Genomic DNA, 16,101 nt, shown 5'->3' with positions numbered 1-16,101 from the left:
CCTCCGCCGGCGGCCGGACTGACGTGCCGTCACCCTTCTTCGGGCTGCGGCTTCTTGCCGGTGAGCAGCATCAGTGCCGTGTACAGCACCAGTGAGGTGCCCAGGCCGACCGCCCAGCCGTAGTCGGCCAGGGACGACAGGGCCGTGATCGGGCGGCCGTCGAGCAGCGGGTGGAAGTCGGCGCCGCCGACGGCCAGGACGCCTCCGGTCACGAAGGCGGCGACCGCCCGCCAGTTCCAGCCGCCGTCGTACCAGTACCGGCCGCCGCCGCCCCGGTAGAGGTCGGTGAGGTCGAGCCGGCCGCGGCGCAGGATCCAGTAGTCGGCGATGAGGATGCCGGCGACCGTGCCGAGCAGGCCGCCGACGAGGCCGAGCCAGGTGAAGATGTAGCCCTGCGGATCGGCGTACAGCTTCCACGGGAAGATCAGCACGCCGAGCACGCAGGTGACGAGCGCGCCGGCGCGGAAACTGATCCTGCGGGGCGCGATGTTGGAGAAGTCGAACGCCGGGGAGACCAGGTTGGCCGCGACGTTGACGGACAGGGTCGCCACCAGCACGGTCACCAGGGCGTAGAGCAGGCCCACCACGTTGTCCGTCCGGGCGGCGAGCTGCACCGGGTCCCAGACCGGCTTGCCGTAGACGGCCTGCGAGCCGGAGGTGACGAGCACCGAGAGAAAGGCGAACAACGTCATGGTGGTGGGCAGTCCGAGGGCCTGGCCGCGGGTCTGCGCCTTCTGGCTCCTGCCGTAGCGGGTGAAGTCGGGGATGTTGAGGGACAGCGTCGACCAGAAGCCGATCATGCCCATCAGGGACGGTGCGAACAGCTTCCAGAAGTCGCCGCCCCAGCCCAGCCGGGAGGGCTGGTCGAACAGCGGGCCGAGGCCGCCCGCCTTGCCGCTCATCCACCCCAGCATCACGAACGCGCCGACGAGCACGAAGGGCGCCGCCCAGTTCTCGAAGCGGCGGACGGTCTCCATGCCCCGGTAGATGACGGCGACCTGGATCGCCCAGAAGACCGCGAACGACAGCCACATGGTCCAGGCGTGCCCGCCGATCTCGGTGGCGTTCGCCCAGCCGTCGCCGATGAGCTTGCCGGCCAGGAAGTAGATCGCCTCACCGCCGATCCAGGTCTGGATGCCGAACCAGCCGCACGCCACCAACGCCCTTACGACAGCGGGGAGGTTGGCGCCCCGGATGCCGAAGGAGGCGCGGGCGAAGACCGGGAAGGGGATGCCGTACCTGGGGCCGGCGTGCCCGGTGAGCAGCATCGGGACCAGCACGATCAGGTTGGCCAGGGCGATGGTGAACACCGCCTGCTTCCAGTCCATGCCGACGGCGATGAGACCGGAGGCCAGGGTCCAGGAGGCCGTGTTGTGGGCCATGCCGACCCAGAGGGCGGCGAAGTTGTACGTGGTCCAGGTGCGTCGGCCGACGGGCACCGGCAGCAGGTCCGCGTTGGCGTACGGGCCGGTCGGCTGCGCGGTGCCCGGGGCGATCTCCACGCGCCCGTCGGGGAGGGTGACTTGGGCGGCCGGGGGTATGGCCGCGGGAGCGGTTTCGGTCATGGGCAGGCCAATCGGTGAGGTGGACCGGGAAGCGTGGCCGTGCGGGCGGCGCCGTGGGGACGGGTTCCGGGGTGACTCGAATGCCCTGGGTGACACGAAGGGGGGTGCAGGCGGGGACGGGGTTCGGGCGGGGTGGCAGGAGGTGCTGTTCGGGTGGGGTGGTGCGGCGGGGCCTGCGGCGGCGGGTCAGCCGGTGCCGTTGAGGGCCGGGATGACTTTCGTGCCGTAGGCGTCGATGACGGCCTCCCGGGCGTCGTGCATGTCGTAGACGGCGAACTGGTCGACGCCGAGCTCGCGCAGGGCCTCGAGCTTCTCGATGTGCCGCTCGACGGGGCCGATGACGCAGAACCGGTCGACGATCTCGTCGGGCACGAACTCGGTGTCCGGGTTGCCGCTGCGCCCGTGGTGGGAGTAGTCGTAGCCCTGGCGGGACTTGATGTAGTCGGTGAGTTCCTCGGGCACCTGCGCGGAGTGCTCGCCGTAGCGGGAGACCAGGTCGGCGACGTGGTTGCCGACCATGCCGCCGAACCAGCGGCACTGCTCGCGGGCATGGGCGAGCGCGGCGGGCGAGTCGTCCTCGGTGACGTACGCCGGGGCGGCGACGCAGACGGTCACCTCGGCAGGGTCGCGGCCGGCCGCGGCGGCGGCGTCCTTCACGGCCTTGACCATGTACTCGGTGAGGTAGAGGTCGGCAAGCTGGAGGATGAAGCCGTCGGCCTCCTCACCGGCCATCTTCAGGGCCTTGGGGCCGTACGCGGCCATCCAGACGGGGAGTTCGGCGCCCTCCTTGATCCACGGGAAGCGGACCACCGTACCTCCGAGGTCGGCCTCGTCGCCCCGGCCCAGCGCGCGGACGACCTTCATGGCCGCGCTGATCCGGGCCAGGGTGTTGGGCTTGCGGCCCGCGACACGCATCGCGGAGTCGCCGCGGCCGATGCCGCACACCGTGCGGTTGCCGAACATGTCGTTGAGGGTGGCGAAGGACGAGGCGGTGACTTCCCAGGTGCGGGTGCCGGGGTTGGTCACCATCGTGCCGACCTTCAACTTCGTCGTGTTCGCCAGGATCTGACTGTAGATCACGAACGGTTCCTGCCACAGCACGGCCGAGTCGAAGGTCCAGCCGTGGGTGAAGCCGTTGCGCTCGGCCCGCTTCATCAGGCTGACGACCTGGGAGGCCGGCGGGTCGGTCTGCAGGACGAGTCCGAAGTCCATGACGTCTGTGGCGCCCTTCCTAGTGGAGGTACTGGCAGGTGGAGCGCGGGGTGTAGACGCCGTGGCCCGCGCGTCCGGTGTACTCCCGCTCGGTGATGACGGGTTCGCCGCGCGAGAGCACGCTCTCCACCCGTCCGGTGACCGGCTTGCCCTCGTACGCCGAGTAGTCGACGTTCATGTGGTGCGTCTCGGCGGACATCACCTGCCCGGCGTGCGGGTCGTAGATCACGATGTCGGCGTCGGAGCCCGGGGCGATGGTGCCCTTCTTCGGGTAGAGGCCGAACATCCGCGCCGGGGTGGCGCAGGCGATCTCGATCCAGCGGCGGCGGCTGATGTGCCCGTCGACGACGGCCTGGTGGAGCAGGTCCATCCGGTTCTCCACGCCCGGCAGCCCGTTGGGGATCTTGGAGAAGTCTCCGCGGCCCAGTTCCTTCTGTCCGGCGAAGCAGAAGGGGCAGTGGTCCGTGGACACCACCTGGAGGTCGTTGGTGCGCAGGCCGCGCCAGAGGCTCGCCTGGTGCTCGCGGGGCCTCAGCGGCGTGCTGCACACGTACTTGGCGCCCTCGAAGTCCGGCTCGGCGAGGTTGTCGGTCGACAGGAAGAGGTACTGCGGGCAGGTCTCGCCGAACACGTTCAGGCCCTCGTCCCGCGCCCTGGCCAGCTCGGCGACCGCCTCCGTCGCCGAGACGTGCACCACGTACAGCGGGGCGCCCGCGACCTGGGCGAGCCGGATGGCACGGTGGGTGGCCTCGGCCTCCAGCAGCGCCCTGCGGACCTCGCCGTGGAAACGCGGGTCGGTCTCGCCGCGGGCCAGGGCCTGTTCGACCAGCACGTCGATCGCGATGCCGTTCTCGGCGTGCATCATGATCAGGCCGCCGTTGTCGGCGGAGCGCTGCATGGCGCGCAGGATCTGGCCGTCGTCGCTGTAGAACACCCCCGGGTAGGCCATGAACTGCTTGAAGGAGGTCACGCCCTCCTCCACCAGCAGGTCCATCTCTTTGAGGGTGTCCTCGTTCACATCGGAGACGATCATGTGGAAGCCGTAGTCGACGGCGCAGTTGCCCTCCGCCTTGGCGTGCCAGGTGTCCAGGCCCTCGCGCAGGGAACGGCCGACGGTCTGCACCGCGAAGTCGACGATCGTGGTGGTGCCGCCCCAGGCCGCGGCCCGGGTGCCGGTCTCGAAGGTGTCGGAGGCGAAGGTGCCGCCGAACGGCAGCTCCATATGGGTGTGGGCGTCGACCCCGCCCGGGATGACGTACTTCCCGGTCGCGTCGACGACCCTCTCCGCCGTGAACGCCTCGGCGGCCGGGGTGCCGACGGCGGCGAGGGCGGCCACCCGGCCGTTCTCGATCAGGATGTCGGCGTGGATCTCGTCGGACGCGGTGATGACCAGGCCGCCGCGGATGACGGTACTGCTCATGCTCGCTCTCCTTCCGGTCGGGCGGGGCGGATGCGCTCGGGCGGGGGCGGTCCGGGGGGCCGGAGGGCGGATCCGGTCGGGCCGGGCTGGGATGTGCCGCAGGGCGCCGGAAGGGCGGGCGGCCCCGGCGCCCGGCGGTGGGACCTCCGGACAGGACGTCCGGCCGCCGGGACGGCCGCCCGGCGCAATGTCCCTCCGGCGGGCGGCGGTGCGGCTACCGCACGCTGCGCAGCGCCTGTTCGAGGATCGCGGCGCCCTCCTCGGCCTCCGCGACCGTCAGGGACAGCGGTGGTGCGATGCGCAGGGCGCTGGTGTCGTGTCCGCCGCCCTTGCCGATGAGCAGTCCTCCCTCACGCGCCGCCTCCAGCACGGCGGCCGCCGCGGCCGGGTCGGCCTCGTCGGTACCGGGCCGGGCCAGTTCGACACCGATCATCAGCCCGCGTCCGCGCACCTCCCGTACACCGGGGAGCTGCGCTGCGGCGGCCCGCAGCCGCTCGATGAGGAGGCCGCCGACACGGCGGGCGTTGCCCTGGAGGTCGTGCTCCAGCAGATACGTCAGGTTGGCGAGGCCCGCCGCCATGGTGAGCTGGGTGCCGCCGAACGTGGAGATGCTGTTGGAGTCCAGGCAGTTCATGATCTCGGCGCGGGCGATCACACCGCCGATGGAGGCGCCGTTACCGAGGCCCTTGGCGAAGGTGACGATGTCGGGCGGGCCGCTCCGTCCGTGCGCCTGCCAGCCCCAGAAGTGGTCGCCGGTGCGGCCCCAGCCGGTCTGCACCTCGTCGGAGATCCACAGGATCCCGCGCTCGGCGAGCACCTCGCGGAACGCCGCGTACAGGCCGTCGGGCGGTGAGGTGAACCCGCCGACGCCCTGGACGGGTTCGGCGATCAGGGCGGCCGGCGACCGGGAGTGGCCGAGCAGGTCCTCGAGGTCGGCGACGCAGGCCGCGGTGAAGGCGGCGTCGTCGAGGTGGGCGAACGGGCCACGGGTGCGGACGCCGCCGTGGACGTAGAGGGTCTGCAGCGGCGACAGCGAGGTCGGGGACCAGCTGCGGTTGCCGGTGATGCCGACGGCGCTGAAGGAGCGGCCGTGGTAGCTGTTGCGCATCGCGAGGACGGTGTTGCTGCGCCGGTAGGCCGTGGCGAGCAGCAGGGCGGTGTCGTTGGCCTCGGTGCCGGAGGTGGTGAAGAACACCCGCGCGTCGGGGATGCCGCTCACCTGGGCGACCCGCTCGGCGAGTTCGACCATCGGCCGGTTGAGGTAGAGCGTGGAGGAGTGGATGATCCGCCCGGCCTGCTCGGCGACGGCCTTGGTGACCTCGGGCAGGGCGTGCGCGGTCAGCGTGGTGAGGATGCCGCCGAAGAAGTCGAGGTACTTCCTGCCGCTCGCGTCCCAGACGTGGCGGCCCTCGCCGTGGGTGAGTTCCAGCGGGTCGTCGTAGTAGAGCGCGAGCCAGTCGGGCAGGACGTCGCGGTGCCGGGCGTGGAGTTCGTTCACGGCGTGACCAGCCCCTCGTACGCGTCGGGGCGGCGGTCGCGGTAGAACGCCCACTGCTGCCGCACCTCGTCGATGAGGCCGAAGTCGAGGTCGCGGACGACGAGTTCCTCGGCCTTGTCGCTGGCGGTGTCGCCGACGAACTGGCCGCGCGGGTCGACGAAGTAGCTGGTGCCGTAGAAGTCGTCGTCGCCGTACTCCTCCTGGCCGACCCGGTTGATGGCGGCGATGAAGTACTCGTTGGCGACGGCCGCGGCGGGCTGCTCCAGCTGCCAGAGGTAGGCCGACAGGCCGCGTGAGGTGGCGGACGGGTTGTAGACCAGCTGGGCGCCGTTCAGGCCGAGTTGCCGCCAGCCCTCGGGGAAGTGGCGGTCGTAGCAGATGTAGACGCCGACCTTGCCGACGGCGGTGTCGAAGACCGGCCAGCCGGCGTTGCCCGGCTTGAAGTAGTACTTCTCCCAGAAGCCCTTGACCTGCGGGATGTGGTGCTTGCGGTACATGCCGAGGTAGCTGCCGTCGGCGTCGATCACGGCGGCGGTGTTGTAGTAGAAGCCGGACTGCTCGACCTCGAAGACCGGGACGACCATCACCATGCCGAGTTCCCTGGCGAGGGCCCGCATCCGGGTCACGGTCGGGCCGTCGGGCACGGGTTCGGCCCAGCGGTAGTGCTCCGGGTCCTGGACCTGGCAGAAGTAGGGGGCGTTGAAGACTTCCTGGAACCCGATGACCTTCGCGCCCTGCCGGGCGGCCTCACGGGCGTGCTCCTCGTGTTTCGCGACCATGGACTCGGTGTCGCCGGTCCAGGTGGCCTGGACCAGAGCGGCGCGTACGACGTTGGCCATGAGCTGCTCCTTCGACGGGACGCCAGCACCTCTACGCCCGTAGAAGCAGGCGGTAGAGGCACGAACGTAAGCCCCCGCGACGGGCTTGCCAAGACCATCGTCGTTAAGCCGCAGAGTCGATCATGTTTCGCACTCCAAAGGGTGAGCAGCGGGTGCCCGCGGGGCCCGTCGGCGGTCCCCCCTCGCCCGGATGCCTCCCGGCCAGGCAGGCCGGACCGCGTCCGGGCGGCCCGGACCGGCAGGTCCGGCACCCGACGGCCGTCCGGCCGCACGGACCGCCGGGCCGCCCGCGCGGGTGGTCGGGCCGCACCCGGCCGCCCGGACCGTCACGGCGCACTCCGGCCACCGTCAGTCCGTGCGGATCCCCCGGGCCGAGCCGCCCACACGGGCGGTCAGGCCGTACACCGCCGGTCAGGCCGTCGAGCGGCGCGCTCGAGCGGCCAGAGCGTGCGGCCGGGCATCCCGGCCGCCGCCAGGCCGAGCAGACCGGTCAGGCTGCCGAGTCGCCCGCGCGGGCGGCAGGTCACACACCGCCGGACAGACCGTCGAACGGCGCGCTCGAGCAGTCAGGACACACGGCCGGGCGGCCTGGCGGTCACGGCGGGGCCGTGCCTCCGGGCGATCCGCCCACCGTCAGGCGGCCGAGCCATCCGCGCGGGCGGTCGGGCCGGGGGTGCCGGGGATCCGGCCGCCCGTCGGTCCTCCGTGTCCGGGTGGGCCGGTCAGACTGTGTGGCCTGCGACGCGCAGGGCGTGCAGCACGTCCCAGTGGCGCTCGTCGGAGACCCCGCGGGCGGCGGCCAGCAGCAGTGGCACCAGGTGCCGCGGGTCGGCGTCGACGCTGCGCGCGGCCTCCTCCGGGGTGCGGACCCGGACGTACGCGTCGAGCAGCTCGCTCACCTCGCGGTCCCGGTTCTCGGCGACCAGGGCCAGTACCGCGCCGCCGATCTCGGCGGCGGGCCGTGCGACGCCCTGGCGGAGCATCTGCTGCCCGTCGTCCTCCCGTCCGGCCTCGACCAGCGCGTCCGCGGCGGCGACCAGCAGGTCGATGGGCAGCGAGGCGGCCTCCCACAGCAGCGTCGCCCAGTCGGCGCCGAGCCCGGCGTGGTGCATCTGGCCGGCGAGCAGCGGGAAGCGGGCGGCGGGCCAGTACGCGGCCTCGACGAGCAGGGCGTGCGCCTCACCGGTACGGCCCTCGCCGCGCAGGCGCAGCAGGGCGGTGACGGTGTCGCGGACGGCGCGGCCGTCCTCCGTGTCCGGGAGGGCGGGGCCGGGCTGCTGGGCGGCGGGCTCCGGCTGGAGCGCGGCGGGCACCGGCTGGTCGACGGCGTCCGGGTGCGGGTCCGGAACGGCCTGCTGCGGTACGGCGTCGGAGGCATCGGGTGCCGCTGCGGGGCGCGCCCCGCCCCCGCCTCCGGCGAAGCGGGCGCCGCGCAGGGTACGGGCGGCGGCACGGGCGGCGCGGGACGTGGTGGACGGTGCCGGAGCCGGGGCGGCGGCGTCCGGTGCGGGCTGCTGCTCGGAAGGCCCGGCGGGGAAGGACCCGCCCCGCCGGTGCCCGGACTGCCCGGCCGCGTCGGGAACGGGCTGCGGGTCGGGCTGCGCGGCGGACGGTGAGCCGCCCGGTTCGAGGGCGGGGGCCGGGAAGTCGTAGCCCCGCTCCTCCGGGCCGGTTCCCGCGGCGTCATGGACGGTGCCGGCCTCGGAGGCGTCGAGTTCCGCGGCCCACCAGCCCTCGGCCGCACGCCGTGCCGCACGCCAGTCGATCGCGCCGGACTGCGCGTCGGCGCCGTCGCGCCGCGGCGCCGCGGACGCGCCGGAGGGGGCCATCGGCCCGGAGGCCGCGGCGGACGGCGCGGGGGTGGCACCGGCCGCCCCCTGGCCGCCGCCGCGCGCCTCGCGGCGGCGCGGTATCCCGGGGCGTGCGCCGTCGGTGCGGTCGCCGCCCGTACCGCCGACGGGCGGGGCCTGCCCGGCGCCGGTGCGGTGGTCCAGGCCGCGCAGCCGGGCCCGGAGTTCGGCGCAGCGGGCCGTGGCGCGTTCGTGGTCGTCGGTGGCCCAGGCGAGGTCGAGGCGGAGGGCGTCGGCCTGTTCGCGGGTGGTGGCGGCGGCCAGCATCCGGCCCAGTTCGGCCTGCCGCTCGCCGGACGTCTGCTGCTCGCGGAGCATCATGTCGAGCCGGTCCGCGAGGGCCTCACGGCCGCCGGGGCGGCTGTCGTGCGCGGTGACCGCGGCCCGGTGCAGGCTCCCGGCGCGCTCGGTCTCCTGGAGGGCGACGTCGGGGCCGTAGACGTTGGCCAGATCCTGCAGGAGCGATTCGACGACGTCCCAGGGCGGCAGCTCACGGCCGCCGAGGCAGGCCCGCATGCCGTCCGGGTCGCGCTGCCAGAACACCGCGCACCAGCCGGCGCCCTGATCCAGCCGCCCGAGCAGACCGTCCAGGTAGTTCGCGAACTCCCGTACCTGCTGCGAGAGTTGGTCCACTGTCATCGCATATCTCCCGCAAGACCGGAATTCTCCGCTCCGTAGCAAACACCAGTAGCGTTACAGGAGGGCTACGAAGGGTTTGCGGCCTGGACGCAGAGTGCGCCCTCCCTGCCAGAACGTAACGTACACCCGCCACATATGCCCAGGTCCAGAGGCCCCCCGAATCTCACCAAACCCCGCGGACCTCACCAAACTCCACAGGATCGGGGGGTGAAAACCTCCAGAACCGGTCAGTTCACGCCACCGGAATCCCGTCGGAGCCCTCGGCGGACCCCGGTATTGCGCTCCGGGTCACACCGTCACCGGCACGCACAGCCCCGCGAGTTCGTCCATGGACAGGCCCAGCGTCCGCGCCAGTGCCGCCACCGTGAAGAAGGCCGGCGTCGGGGCGCGGCCGGTCTCGATCTTCCGCAGGGTCTCCGCCGAGATGCCGGCGCCCGCCGCGATCTCCGTCATGCTGCGACCGCCCCGCGCCTGGCGCAGCAGCCGCCCGAGGCGCTCGCCGCGTTCGCGTTCTTCGGGGGTGAGGGGGTTCCGGACCATGCCACTATTCTAATACCGGTAAACAAATACCGACCAGACCGGTATAGTAATTGGCATGGTGGAACTCAAGACGGATGCGTCGATCGACGCGATGCACGAGGCCGGACAGGTCGTGGGGCGGGCCCTCACGGCCGTACGGAAGGCCGCCGGTATCGGTGTCTCCCTGCTGGAACTGGACGCCGTGGCGCGGGACGTGCTGCGCGAGGCGGGCGCGACCTCGCCGTTCCTCGGCTACCGGCCCTCGTTCGCCCCGGTGCCCTACCCCGGGGTGCTCTGCGTCTCCGTGAACGACGCGATCGTGCACGGCATCCCGGACGGCTACCGGCTGCGCGACGGGGACCTGGTCTCCGCCGACTTCGGCGCCGAGCTCGGCGGCTGGGTCGGCGACTCGGCGATCAGCTTCACCGTCGGCACGCCGCGCCCCGCGGACCTGCGGCTCATCGAGACGACGGAGCGGGCGCTGGCCGCCGGGATCGGGGCGGCCGTCGTCGGCAACCGGATCGGCGACATCGCGCACGCGATCGGCACGGTCTGCCGCGCCGCCGGGTACGGCATCCCGGACGGCTTCGGCGGGCACGGCATCGGCCGCCGTATGCACGAGGACCCGGGGGTGCCCAACGAGGGCCGCCCCGGCCGGGGGATGCCGCTGCGGGCCGGCATGGCGCTGGCCATCGAGCCCATGCTGATCGCGAGCGGCCGGGACGACTGGCACACGGCACCGGACGGCTGGACCCTGCGCACCGACGACGGCTCGCGCGCCGCCCACGCGGAACACACCGTCGCCATCACGGAGTCGGGCCCGCGGATCCTCACGGCGCGGGACGACGGCTGACCGTCCCCGCAGGCCCCGGAGGCGGGCGGCCCGGACGGCGGACGCACCTGGAAGGCCGGCGGCTGACAAGCCGGGAAGGCCGCCGGCGGACGGCCCCGGAAGGCGGCCGGAGCACGACATGCCGCTCTCCACCGGGCATGCCATGGTGGTCTACGGGCACGGGGCAGCCGGATCGGTGTGAGTCCGGCACGGGCCGGGTACCCGCGTGCGCGAACCGAACCGGCAGTCGACGGAACGGAACGGAACGCCATGACCAGCGGCTTCACCGGCCCGGAGGGCTACGGCCCCGACCCCTTCCAGGAATTCTTCGCCCGCTTCTTCGGCGGCCCGCGCCCCGGCCCCCGCCAGATCGACATCGGCCGGCTGCTGAGCCAGCCGGCCAGGGAACTCGTGCGCGGCGCCGCCCAGTACGCCGCCGAGCACGGCAGCCGGGACCTGGACACCCAGCATCTGCTGCGTGCCGCCCTCGCCGCCGAGCCGACCCGGAGCCTGCTCACCCGGGCGGGCGCGGACCCCGACTCGCTGGCGACGGAGATCGACGAGCGGTCGGGCCCCGCCCGGCACCGCCCGGACGAGACCGCGCCGCCCACCACGCTGTCCCTGACCCCGGCCGTCAAGCGCGCCCTGCTGGACGCGCACGAGCTGGCCCGGGGCAGCGGCGCGGGCTACATCGGCCCCGAGCACGTGCTGAGCGCGCTCGCAGCGAACCCCGACTCGGCGGCGGGGCACATCCTGCACAGTTCCCGGTTCGCCGCCGCCGGGCTGCCGCCCGAGGCACCGGAGGCGGCGGCGCCCCGGCCGGAGGCCCGCCGCCCCACCGGGACACCCACGCTGGACAAGTACGGCCGCGATCTCACCGAACTCGCCCGGCAGGGCCGTATCGACCCGGTGATCGGCCGTGAGGAGGAGATCGAGCAGACGATCGAGGTGCTCTCCCGGCGCGGCAAGAACAACCCGGTGCTGATCGGCGACGCGGGCGTCGGCAAGACCGCCGTGGTGGAGGGGCTCGCGCAGCGGATCGCCGACGGGGACGTGCCGGACATCCTCGGCGGACGGCGGGTGGTGGCCCTCGACCTCACCGGGGTGGTCGCCGGCACCCGCTACCGGGGCGACTTCGAGGAGCGGCTGAACACCATCGTCGAGGAGATCCGCACCCACTCCGACCAGCTCGTCGTCTTCATCGACGAACTGCACACCGTCGTCGGCGCCGGCGGGGGCGGCGAGGGCGGCTCGATGGACGCCGGCAACATCCTCAAGCCCGCCCTGGCCCGCGGCGAACTGCACGTCGTGGGCGCGACGACGCTCGAGGAGTACCGGCGGATCGAGAAGGACGCGGCACTGGCCCGCCGGTTCCAGCCGATCCTGGTGCCGGAGCCGAGCGCCCCGGACACCGTCGAGATCCTGCGCGGGCTGCGCGACCGCTACGAGGCCCACCACCAGGTCCGCTACACCGACGAGGCGCTGGTCGCGGCGGTGGAGCTGTCGGACCGCTATCTCACCGACCGGCGGCTGCCCGACAAGGCGATCGACCTCATCGACCAGGCCGGGGCCCGGGTGCGGCTGGGCTCCCGGACCAAGGGCACGGACGTACGGGCCATGGAGCAGGAGGCCGAGCAGCTCACCCGGGACAAGGACCAGGCGGTCGCCGACGAGCAGTACGAGGAGGCGACCCGGCTGCGCGACCGCATCACGGAGCTGAAGCGGCGCATCACCGAGGCGGCCGGGGACGGCGAGGCCGACGAGGGACAGCATCTGGAGGTCACGGCGGAGGCCGTCGCCGAGGTGGTGTCCCGGCTGACCGGCATCCCGGTCAGCAGCCTCACCCAGGAGGAGAAGGAACGCCTGCTGGGCCTGGCGGAGCATCTGCACCGGCGGGTGATCGGGCAGGACGAGGCGGTGCGCGCCGTCTCCGAGGCGGTGCTGCGTTCCCGCGCCGGGCTCGCCAGCCCGAACCGGCCGATCGGCAGCTTCCTGTTCCTCGGCCCGACGGGCGTCGGCAAGACGGAACTGGCCCGCGCCCTCGCCGAGGCGCTGTTCGGCAGCGAGGACCGCATGGTCCGGCTCGACATGAGCGAGTACCAGGAACGGCACACCGTCAGCCGTCTGGTGGGCGCCCCGCCCGGCTACGTCGGCCATGAGGAGGCCGGTCAGCTGACCGAGGCGGTGCGCCGGCACCCGTACGCGCTGCTGCTGCTCGACGAGGTGGAGAAGGCGCACCCCGACGTCTTCAACATCCTGCTCCAGGTGCTCGACGACGGACGCCTGACCGACGCGCAGGGCCGCACGGTGGACTTCACCAACACGGTGATCGTGATGACCAGCAACCTGGGCTCGGAGGCGATCACCCGGCGCGGCGCCGGACTCGGCTTCACGGCGGACGGCGGCGGCGCGGACGCCGACGAGGAGGCGCGGCGCGAGCGGATCCTGCGGCCGCTGCGCGAGCACTTCCGGCCCGAGTTCCTCAACCGCATCGACGAGATCGTCGTGTTCCGCAGGCTGACGTCCGGTCAGCTGCGGGAGATCACCGATCTGTTGCTCGACGGGACGCGTCGGCTGCTGAAGGCGCAGGACGTCACCGTGGAGTTCAGCGACGCGGCGGTGGGCTGGCTCGCCGAGCGCGGGCACCAACCCGAGTACGGCGCGCGCCCGTTGCGCCGCACCATCCAGCGGGAGGTCGACAACCGGTTGTCCCGGCTGCTGCTGGACGGCCGGATCGGCGCGGGCAGCCGGGTCACGGTGGACGTCGAGGACGGGCAGCTCGCGTTCGGCACGCACGGCGCACCGGACGCGGCGCCCGTCCCCTGACACCCCGGGGCCTGATCAGGGCTGCGGGTGCACCACCATGGCCGAGCCGCCGCCGCGGCGCACCGTCTCGGCGGCGGCCAGCCAGCGTCCGTCGCCCAGGCGTTGCACACCGGTCGCCGCGCCGATCTCGGCGTTGAGTTTGAAGGAGTGCCCGATGGCCTCCAGCCTCGTCCTCAGGTCGCTGTCGTACAGCGCCGGTTCGAGTTCGGTCTGGGCCGCGTTGCGCTGGCTGGCGCGGGGCGCGGCGATGGCGTCGACGAGCGGCAGCCGGCGGTCGAGGAACTCGGTGAGGGTCTGCAGCACGGTGGTGATGATGGTCGCGCCGCCGGGCGAGCCCAGGGCGACGACGGGCCGGTGCTGCCGGTCGAGCACGATGGTCGGGGAGATCGACGACCGCGGCCGCTTGCCGGGGCCGGGCAGGTTCGGGTCGTGCACGGCGGGGTTCGCGGGGACGAAGGAGAAGTCCGTCAGCTCGTTGTTGAGCAGGAAGCCCCGGCCGGGCACGGTGATGGCGCTGCCGCCGGTCTGCTCGATGGTCAGCGTGTAGGAGACGACATCGCCCCACTTGTCGGCGACCGTGAGGTGCGTGGTGTTCTCGCCCTCGTACGTGGTCGGGGCCGCCGCTCCCGCGGTGGCGCAGGGTGCCGGGTTCGCCGGGTCACCGGGGGCGAGGGGGCTGGTGAGGACGGCGTCGTCCTTGATGAGGCAGGCGCGCGAGTCGGCGTACTTCTGCGACAGCAGGCCCCCGGTCGGCACCTTCTCGAAGGCGGGGTCGCCGACCCAGCGGCCGCGGTCGGCGAACGCGATCCGGCTCGCCTCGATGAAGCGGTGCAGGTACTGCGTCTCGGTCGCCTTGGAGAGGTCGGTCTTCTCCAGGATGTTGAGGGCCTCGCCGACGGTCGTGCCGCCGGAGGAGGAGGGCGCGATGGAGTACACGTCCAGGCCGCGGTAGGACACCTCGGTGGGCGCCTGGAGCCTGGCCCGGTAGGCCGCCAGGTCGTTCACGGACAGCTTGCCGGGGCGGGCCTTCCAGCCCGACGCCGGGTCGACGGGCGGGTGCTGGACGGTCCCGACGATGTCCCGGCCGAGATCGCCACCGGCGCCGTAGATCGCGCGGATGCCCCTGCTGCCGAGCTCCCGGTAGGTGCGTGCCAGGTCGGGGTTCTTGAACGTGGAGCCCACGGCCGGGAGTTGACCGCCCGGCAGGAACAGGGCGGCGGTGTCGGGGAAGTAGCGGAAGCGGGTCTCGTTGGCGGCGGTCTGCGAGCGGAAGGTGTCGTCCACGGTGAAACCGTCGCGGGCGATGCGCTCGGCGGGCTCGAGGACCGTGCCCAACCGCCGGGTGCCCCAGGTGTCGAGGGCGGTCTGCCAGGTGGCGGGGGTGCCGGGGGTACCGACGCTCAGGCCGCTGCTGACAGCGTCGGCGAACGCGAGCGGTGCGCCGTTCTCCGTGAAGAGGCCGGTCCCGGCGGTCAGCGGGGCGGTCTCACGGCCGTCGATCGTGTGCACCGTACGGGACTTGGCGTCGTAGTAGACGAAGTAGCCGCCCCCGCCGATGCCGGACGAGTAGGGCTCGGTGACGCCGAGCGCGGCGGCGGTGGCGACGGCGGCGTCGACCGCGTTGCCGCCCTTGCGCAGCACCTCGATCCCGGCGGCGGAGGCGTCGGCGTCGACGCTGGCGACCGCGCCGCCGTAGCCGACGGCGACCGGGGCCTTCGCCGGGGTGCCGCTCGTCGCGGCCGGTCCCGGCGGGGCCGCGGCCCCCACCGACACCACGGCGGCCGAGACCGCCAGGACCGCCAGTTTCCGTACCGCGGGACGACGCATCCGCTCCTCCAGCCAGAGACAGTTCGCGCAGCGTAACGGCATCGCTGCGCAGCCGACAGACCGTCCCGGCAGGTGTCATCCGATATCCATGGTTGTCACATGAACGCCATACATCACCGACCAGATCGAACGCCGGTACGTATCGGACGCGTCGGACCGCTAGCATGCGCGCCCATGAATGACGACCTGCGCAACATCGTCCTGGGTCTGATCGCGGCCGGTATCAGCGCCGTGCTCGGCTGGCTGGCCCGCACCTATCTGTGGCGGCGCAAACTCCGCCGCAAGCAGGCGTTCTTCGGGCTGCCCGACAACTCCGAGTCACTCCTCGTGGTCAACCGGGAGGCGGGCGGGCCCGAACTGACGGTGATGCGGCACGACGTGTTCGCGCTGCTCGAACTGGCCGCGCTCATCAAGGACTGCCACGCGCACGCACAGGTCGTCGCACACGACGCCGCGCAGCAGGGGTTCGGCGAGCGCACCGAGTTCTGCGTGGGCGGCCCCGCGTCCAACCGCCGGATGGCCGCGCACCTCGCCTCGCTGCTGCCGGGCATCCGGGTGAACGTGGACGCCGAACCCGGCCCGGACCGGGGCGCGTTCCAGATAGGCAGCGAGCGCTACCGGCTGGAGCCCGGCAAGGACGAGTACGTGCTCCTGGCGCGGCTGACCGCCGGCGAGCGCCGCGAGGCACGGCCGGTGTTCCTGTTCTGCGGCCAGCGCGCGATCACCAACGCGGCGGCGGCGCGCTATCTCGCCCGCAACCACGAGCGGCTGTCGCGCAAGTACGGCGGGAACTCCTTCGTGCTGCTGCTGAAGGTCGTCAACTCGCAGGCGTACGGGCCGGACGTGGTCGAGGTGGTGGGCGATGTGACCCGGGCGGCGCAGGAACCGCTGCCGGCTCCGCCCGCCAACGGCAAGCGCAGCACGCACCGGGCGTCGTAGGGGCGGCGGCGTGCCGGGGGTGCGGCGGGAGCGGTGGATGCCGTGGGAGTGGCGGTGTCGTGGGAGTCGCGGTGCCGTGGGAGCTCGACCCGTCCGGCGTGCAGCTGACCTTCTCCTTCTCCGGGCGCGGACCAA

General features: G+C 72.9%; 11 protein-coding genes. 3 read left to right on the top strand and 8 right to left on the bottom strand.

The features are described from left to right. Positions 1–29: 29 nt before the first annotated feature. From ABZ862_RS01920 to ABZ862_RS01890, 7 genes are all read right to left on the bottom strand, one after another. Positions 30–1,565 (bottom strand): NCS1 family nucleobase:cation symporter-1, encoded by a 1,536-nt coding sequence (locus tag ABZ862_RS01920; RefSeq protein ID WP_360950588.1) that lies wholly within the window; start codon positions 1,563–1,565, stop codon positions 30–32. Between the two features lie 186 nt (positions 1,566–1,751). After that, a complete protein-coding gene (locus ABZ862_RS01915; protein ID WP_360950585.1) occupies positions 1,752–2,777 on the bottom strand; it encodes a TIGR03842 family LLM class F420-dependent oxidoreductase in 1,026 nt (341 codons plus the stop codon). 19 nt (positions 2,778–2,796) lie between these two features. Further along, on the bottom strand, positions 2,797–4,197 hold the full coding sequence (hydA, locus tag ABZ862_RS01910) for a dihydropyrimidinase (protein ID WP_360950582.1): 1,401 nt from the start codon (positions 4,195–4,197) through the stop codon (positions 2,797–2,799). A 214-nt stretch (positions 4,198–4,411) separates the two neighbouring features. Beyond that, on the bottom strand, positions 4,412–5,695 hold the full coding sequence (locus tag ABZ862_RS01905; RefSeq protein WP_360950579.1) for an aspartate aminotransferase family protein: 1,284 nt from the start codon (positions 5,693–5,695) through the stop codon (positions 4,412–4,414). Beyond that, positions 5,692–6,534, bottom strand: coding sequence for a nitrilase-related carbon-nitrogen hydrolase (locus tag ABZ862_RS01900; RefSeq protein ID WP_360950576.1), 843 nt, complete (start codon positions 6,532–6,534; stop codon positions 5,692–5,694). Before ABZ862_RS01900 ends, ABZ862_RS01905 begins: the two co-directional genes overlap by 4 nt. Positions 6,535–7,256: 722 nt before the next feature. Continuing rightward, positions 7,257–9,023, bottom strand: a complete 1,767-nt coding sequence (locus tag ABZ862_RS01895) for a hypothetical protein (RefSeq protein WP_360950573.1) — start codon at positions 9,021–9,023, stop codon at positions 7,257–7,259. Positions 9,024–9,311: 288 nt separating this feature from the next. Continuing rightward, entirely contained in the window at positions 9,312–9,563 is a 252-nt protein-coding gene (locus ABZ862_RS01890) for a helix-turn-helix transcriptional regulator (protein WP_360950570.1), read from the bottom strand. A 55-nt stretch (positions 9,564–9,618) separates the two neighbouring features. Between ABZ862_RS01890 and map the strand changes: the two genes are divergently transcribed. Continuing rightward, positions 9,619–10,395: a type I methionyl aminopeptidase gene (map, locus tag ABZ862_RS01885; RefSeq protein WP_360950567.1), complete on the top strand. Its 777-nt coding sequence runs from the start codon at positions 9,619–9,621 to the stop codon at positions 10,393–10,395. A gap of 249 nt (positions 10,396–10,644) precedes the next feature. Then, positions 10,645–13,200, top strand: a complete 2,556-nt coding sequence (locus ABZ862_RS01880) for an ATP-dependent Clp protease ATP-binding subunit (RefSeq protein ID WP_360950564.1) — start codon at positions 10,645–10,647, stop codon at positions 13,198–13,200. 15 nt (positions 13,201–13,215) lie between these two features. Here ABZ862_RS01880 and ggt read toward each other — a convergent pair whose 3' ends face one another. Next, positions 13,216–15,027 (bottom strand): gamma-glutamyltransferase, encoded by a 1,812-nt coding sequence (gene ggt / locus ABZ862_RS01875; RefSeq protein WP_360950561.1) that lies wholly within the window; start codon positions 15,025–15,027, stop codon positions 13,216–13,218. A 174-nt stretch (positions 15,028–15,201) separates the two neighbouring features. Between ggt and ABZ862_RS01870 the strand changes: the two genes are divergently transcribed. Further along, positions 15,202–15,966: a hypothetical protein gene (locus ABZ862_RS01870; protein ID WP_360950558.1), complete on the top strand. Its 765-nt coding sequence runs from the start codon at positions 15,202–15,204 to the stop codon at positions 15,964–15,966. The last annotated feature ends 135 nt before the right edge of the window (positions 15,967–16,101 follow it).

The organism is Streptomyces sp. NPDC047000 (assembly GCF_040644295.1).
Lineage (GTDB): Bacteria > Actinomycetota > Actinomycetes > Streptomycetales > Streptomycetaceae > Streptomyces.
The sequence above is the reverse complement of the archived record's forward strand: the minus strand, read 5'-3'. Positions and strand labels throughout refer to the sequence as shown.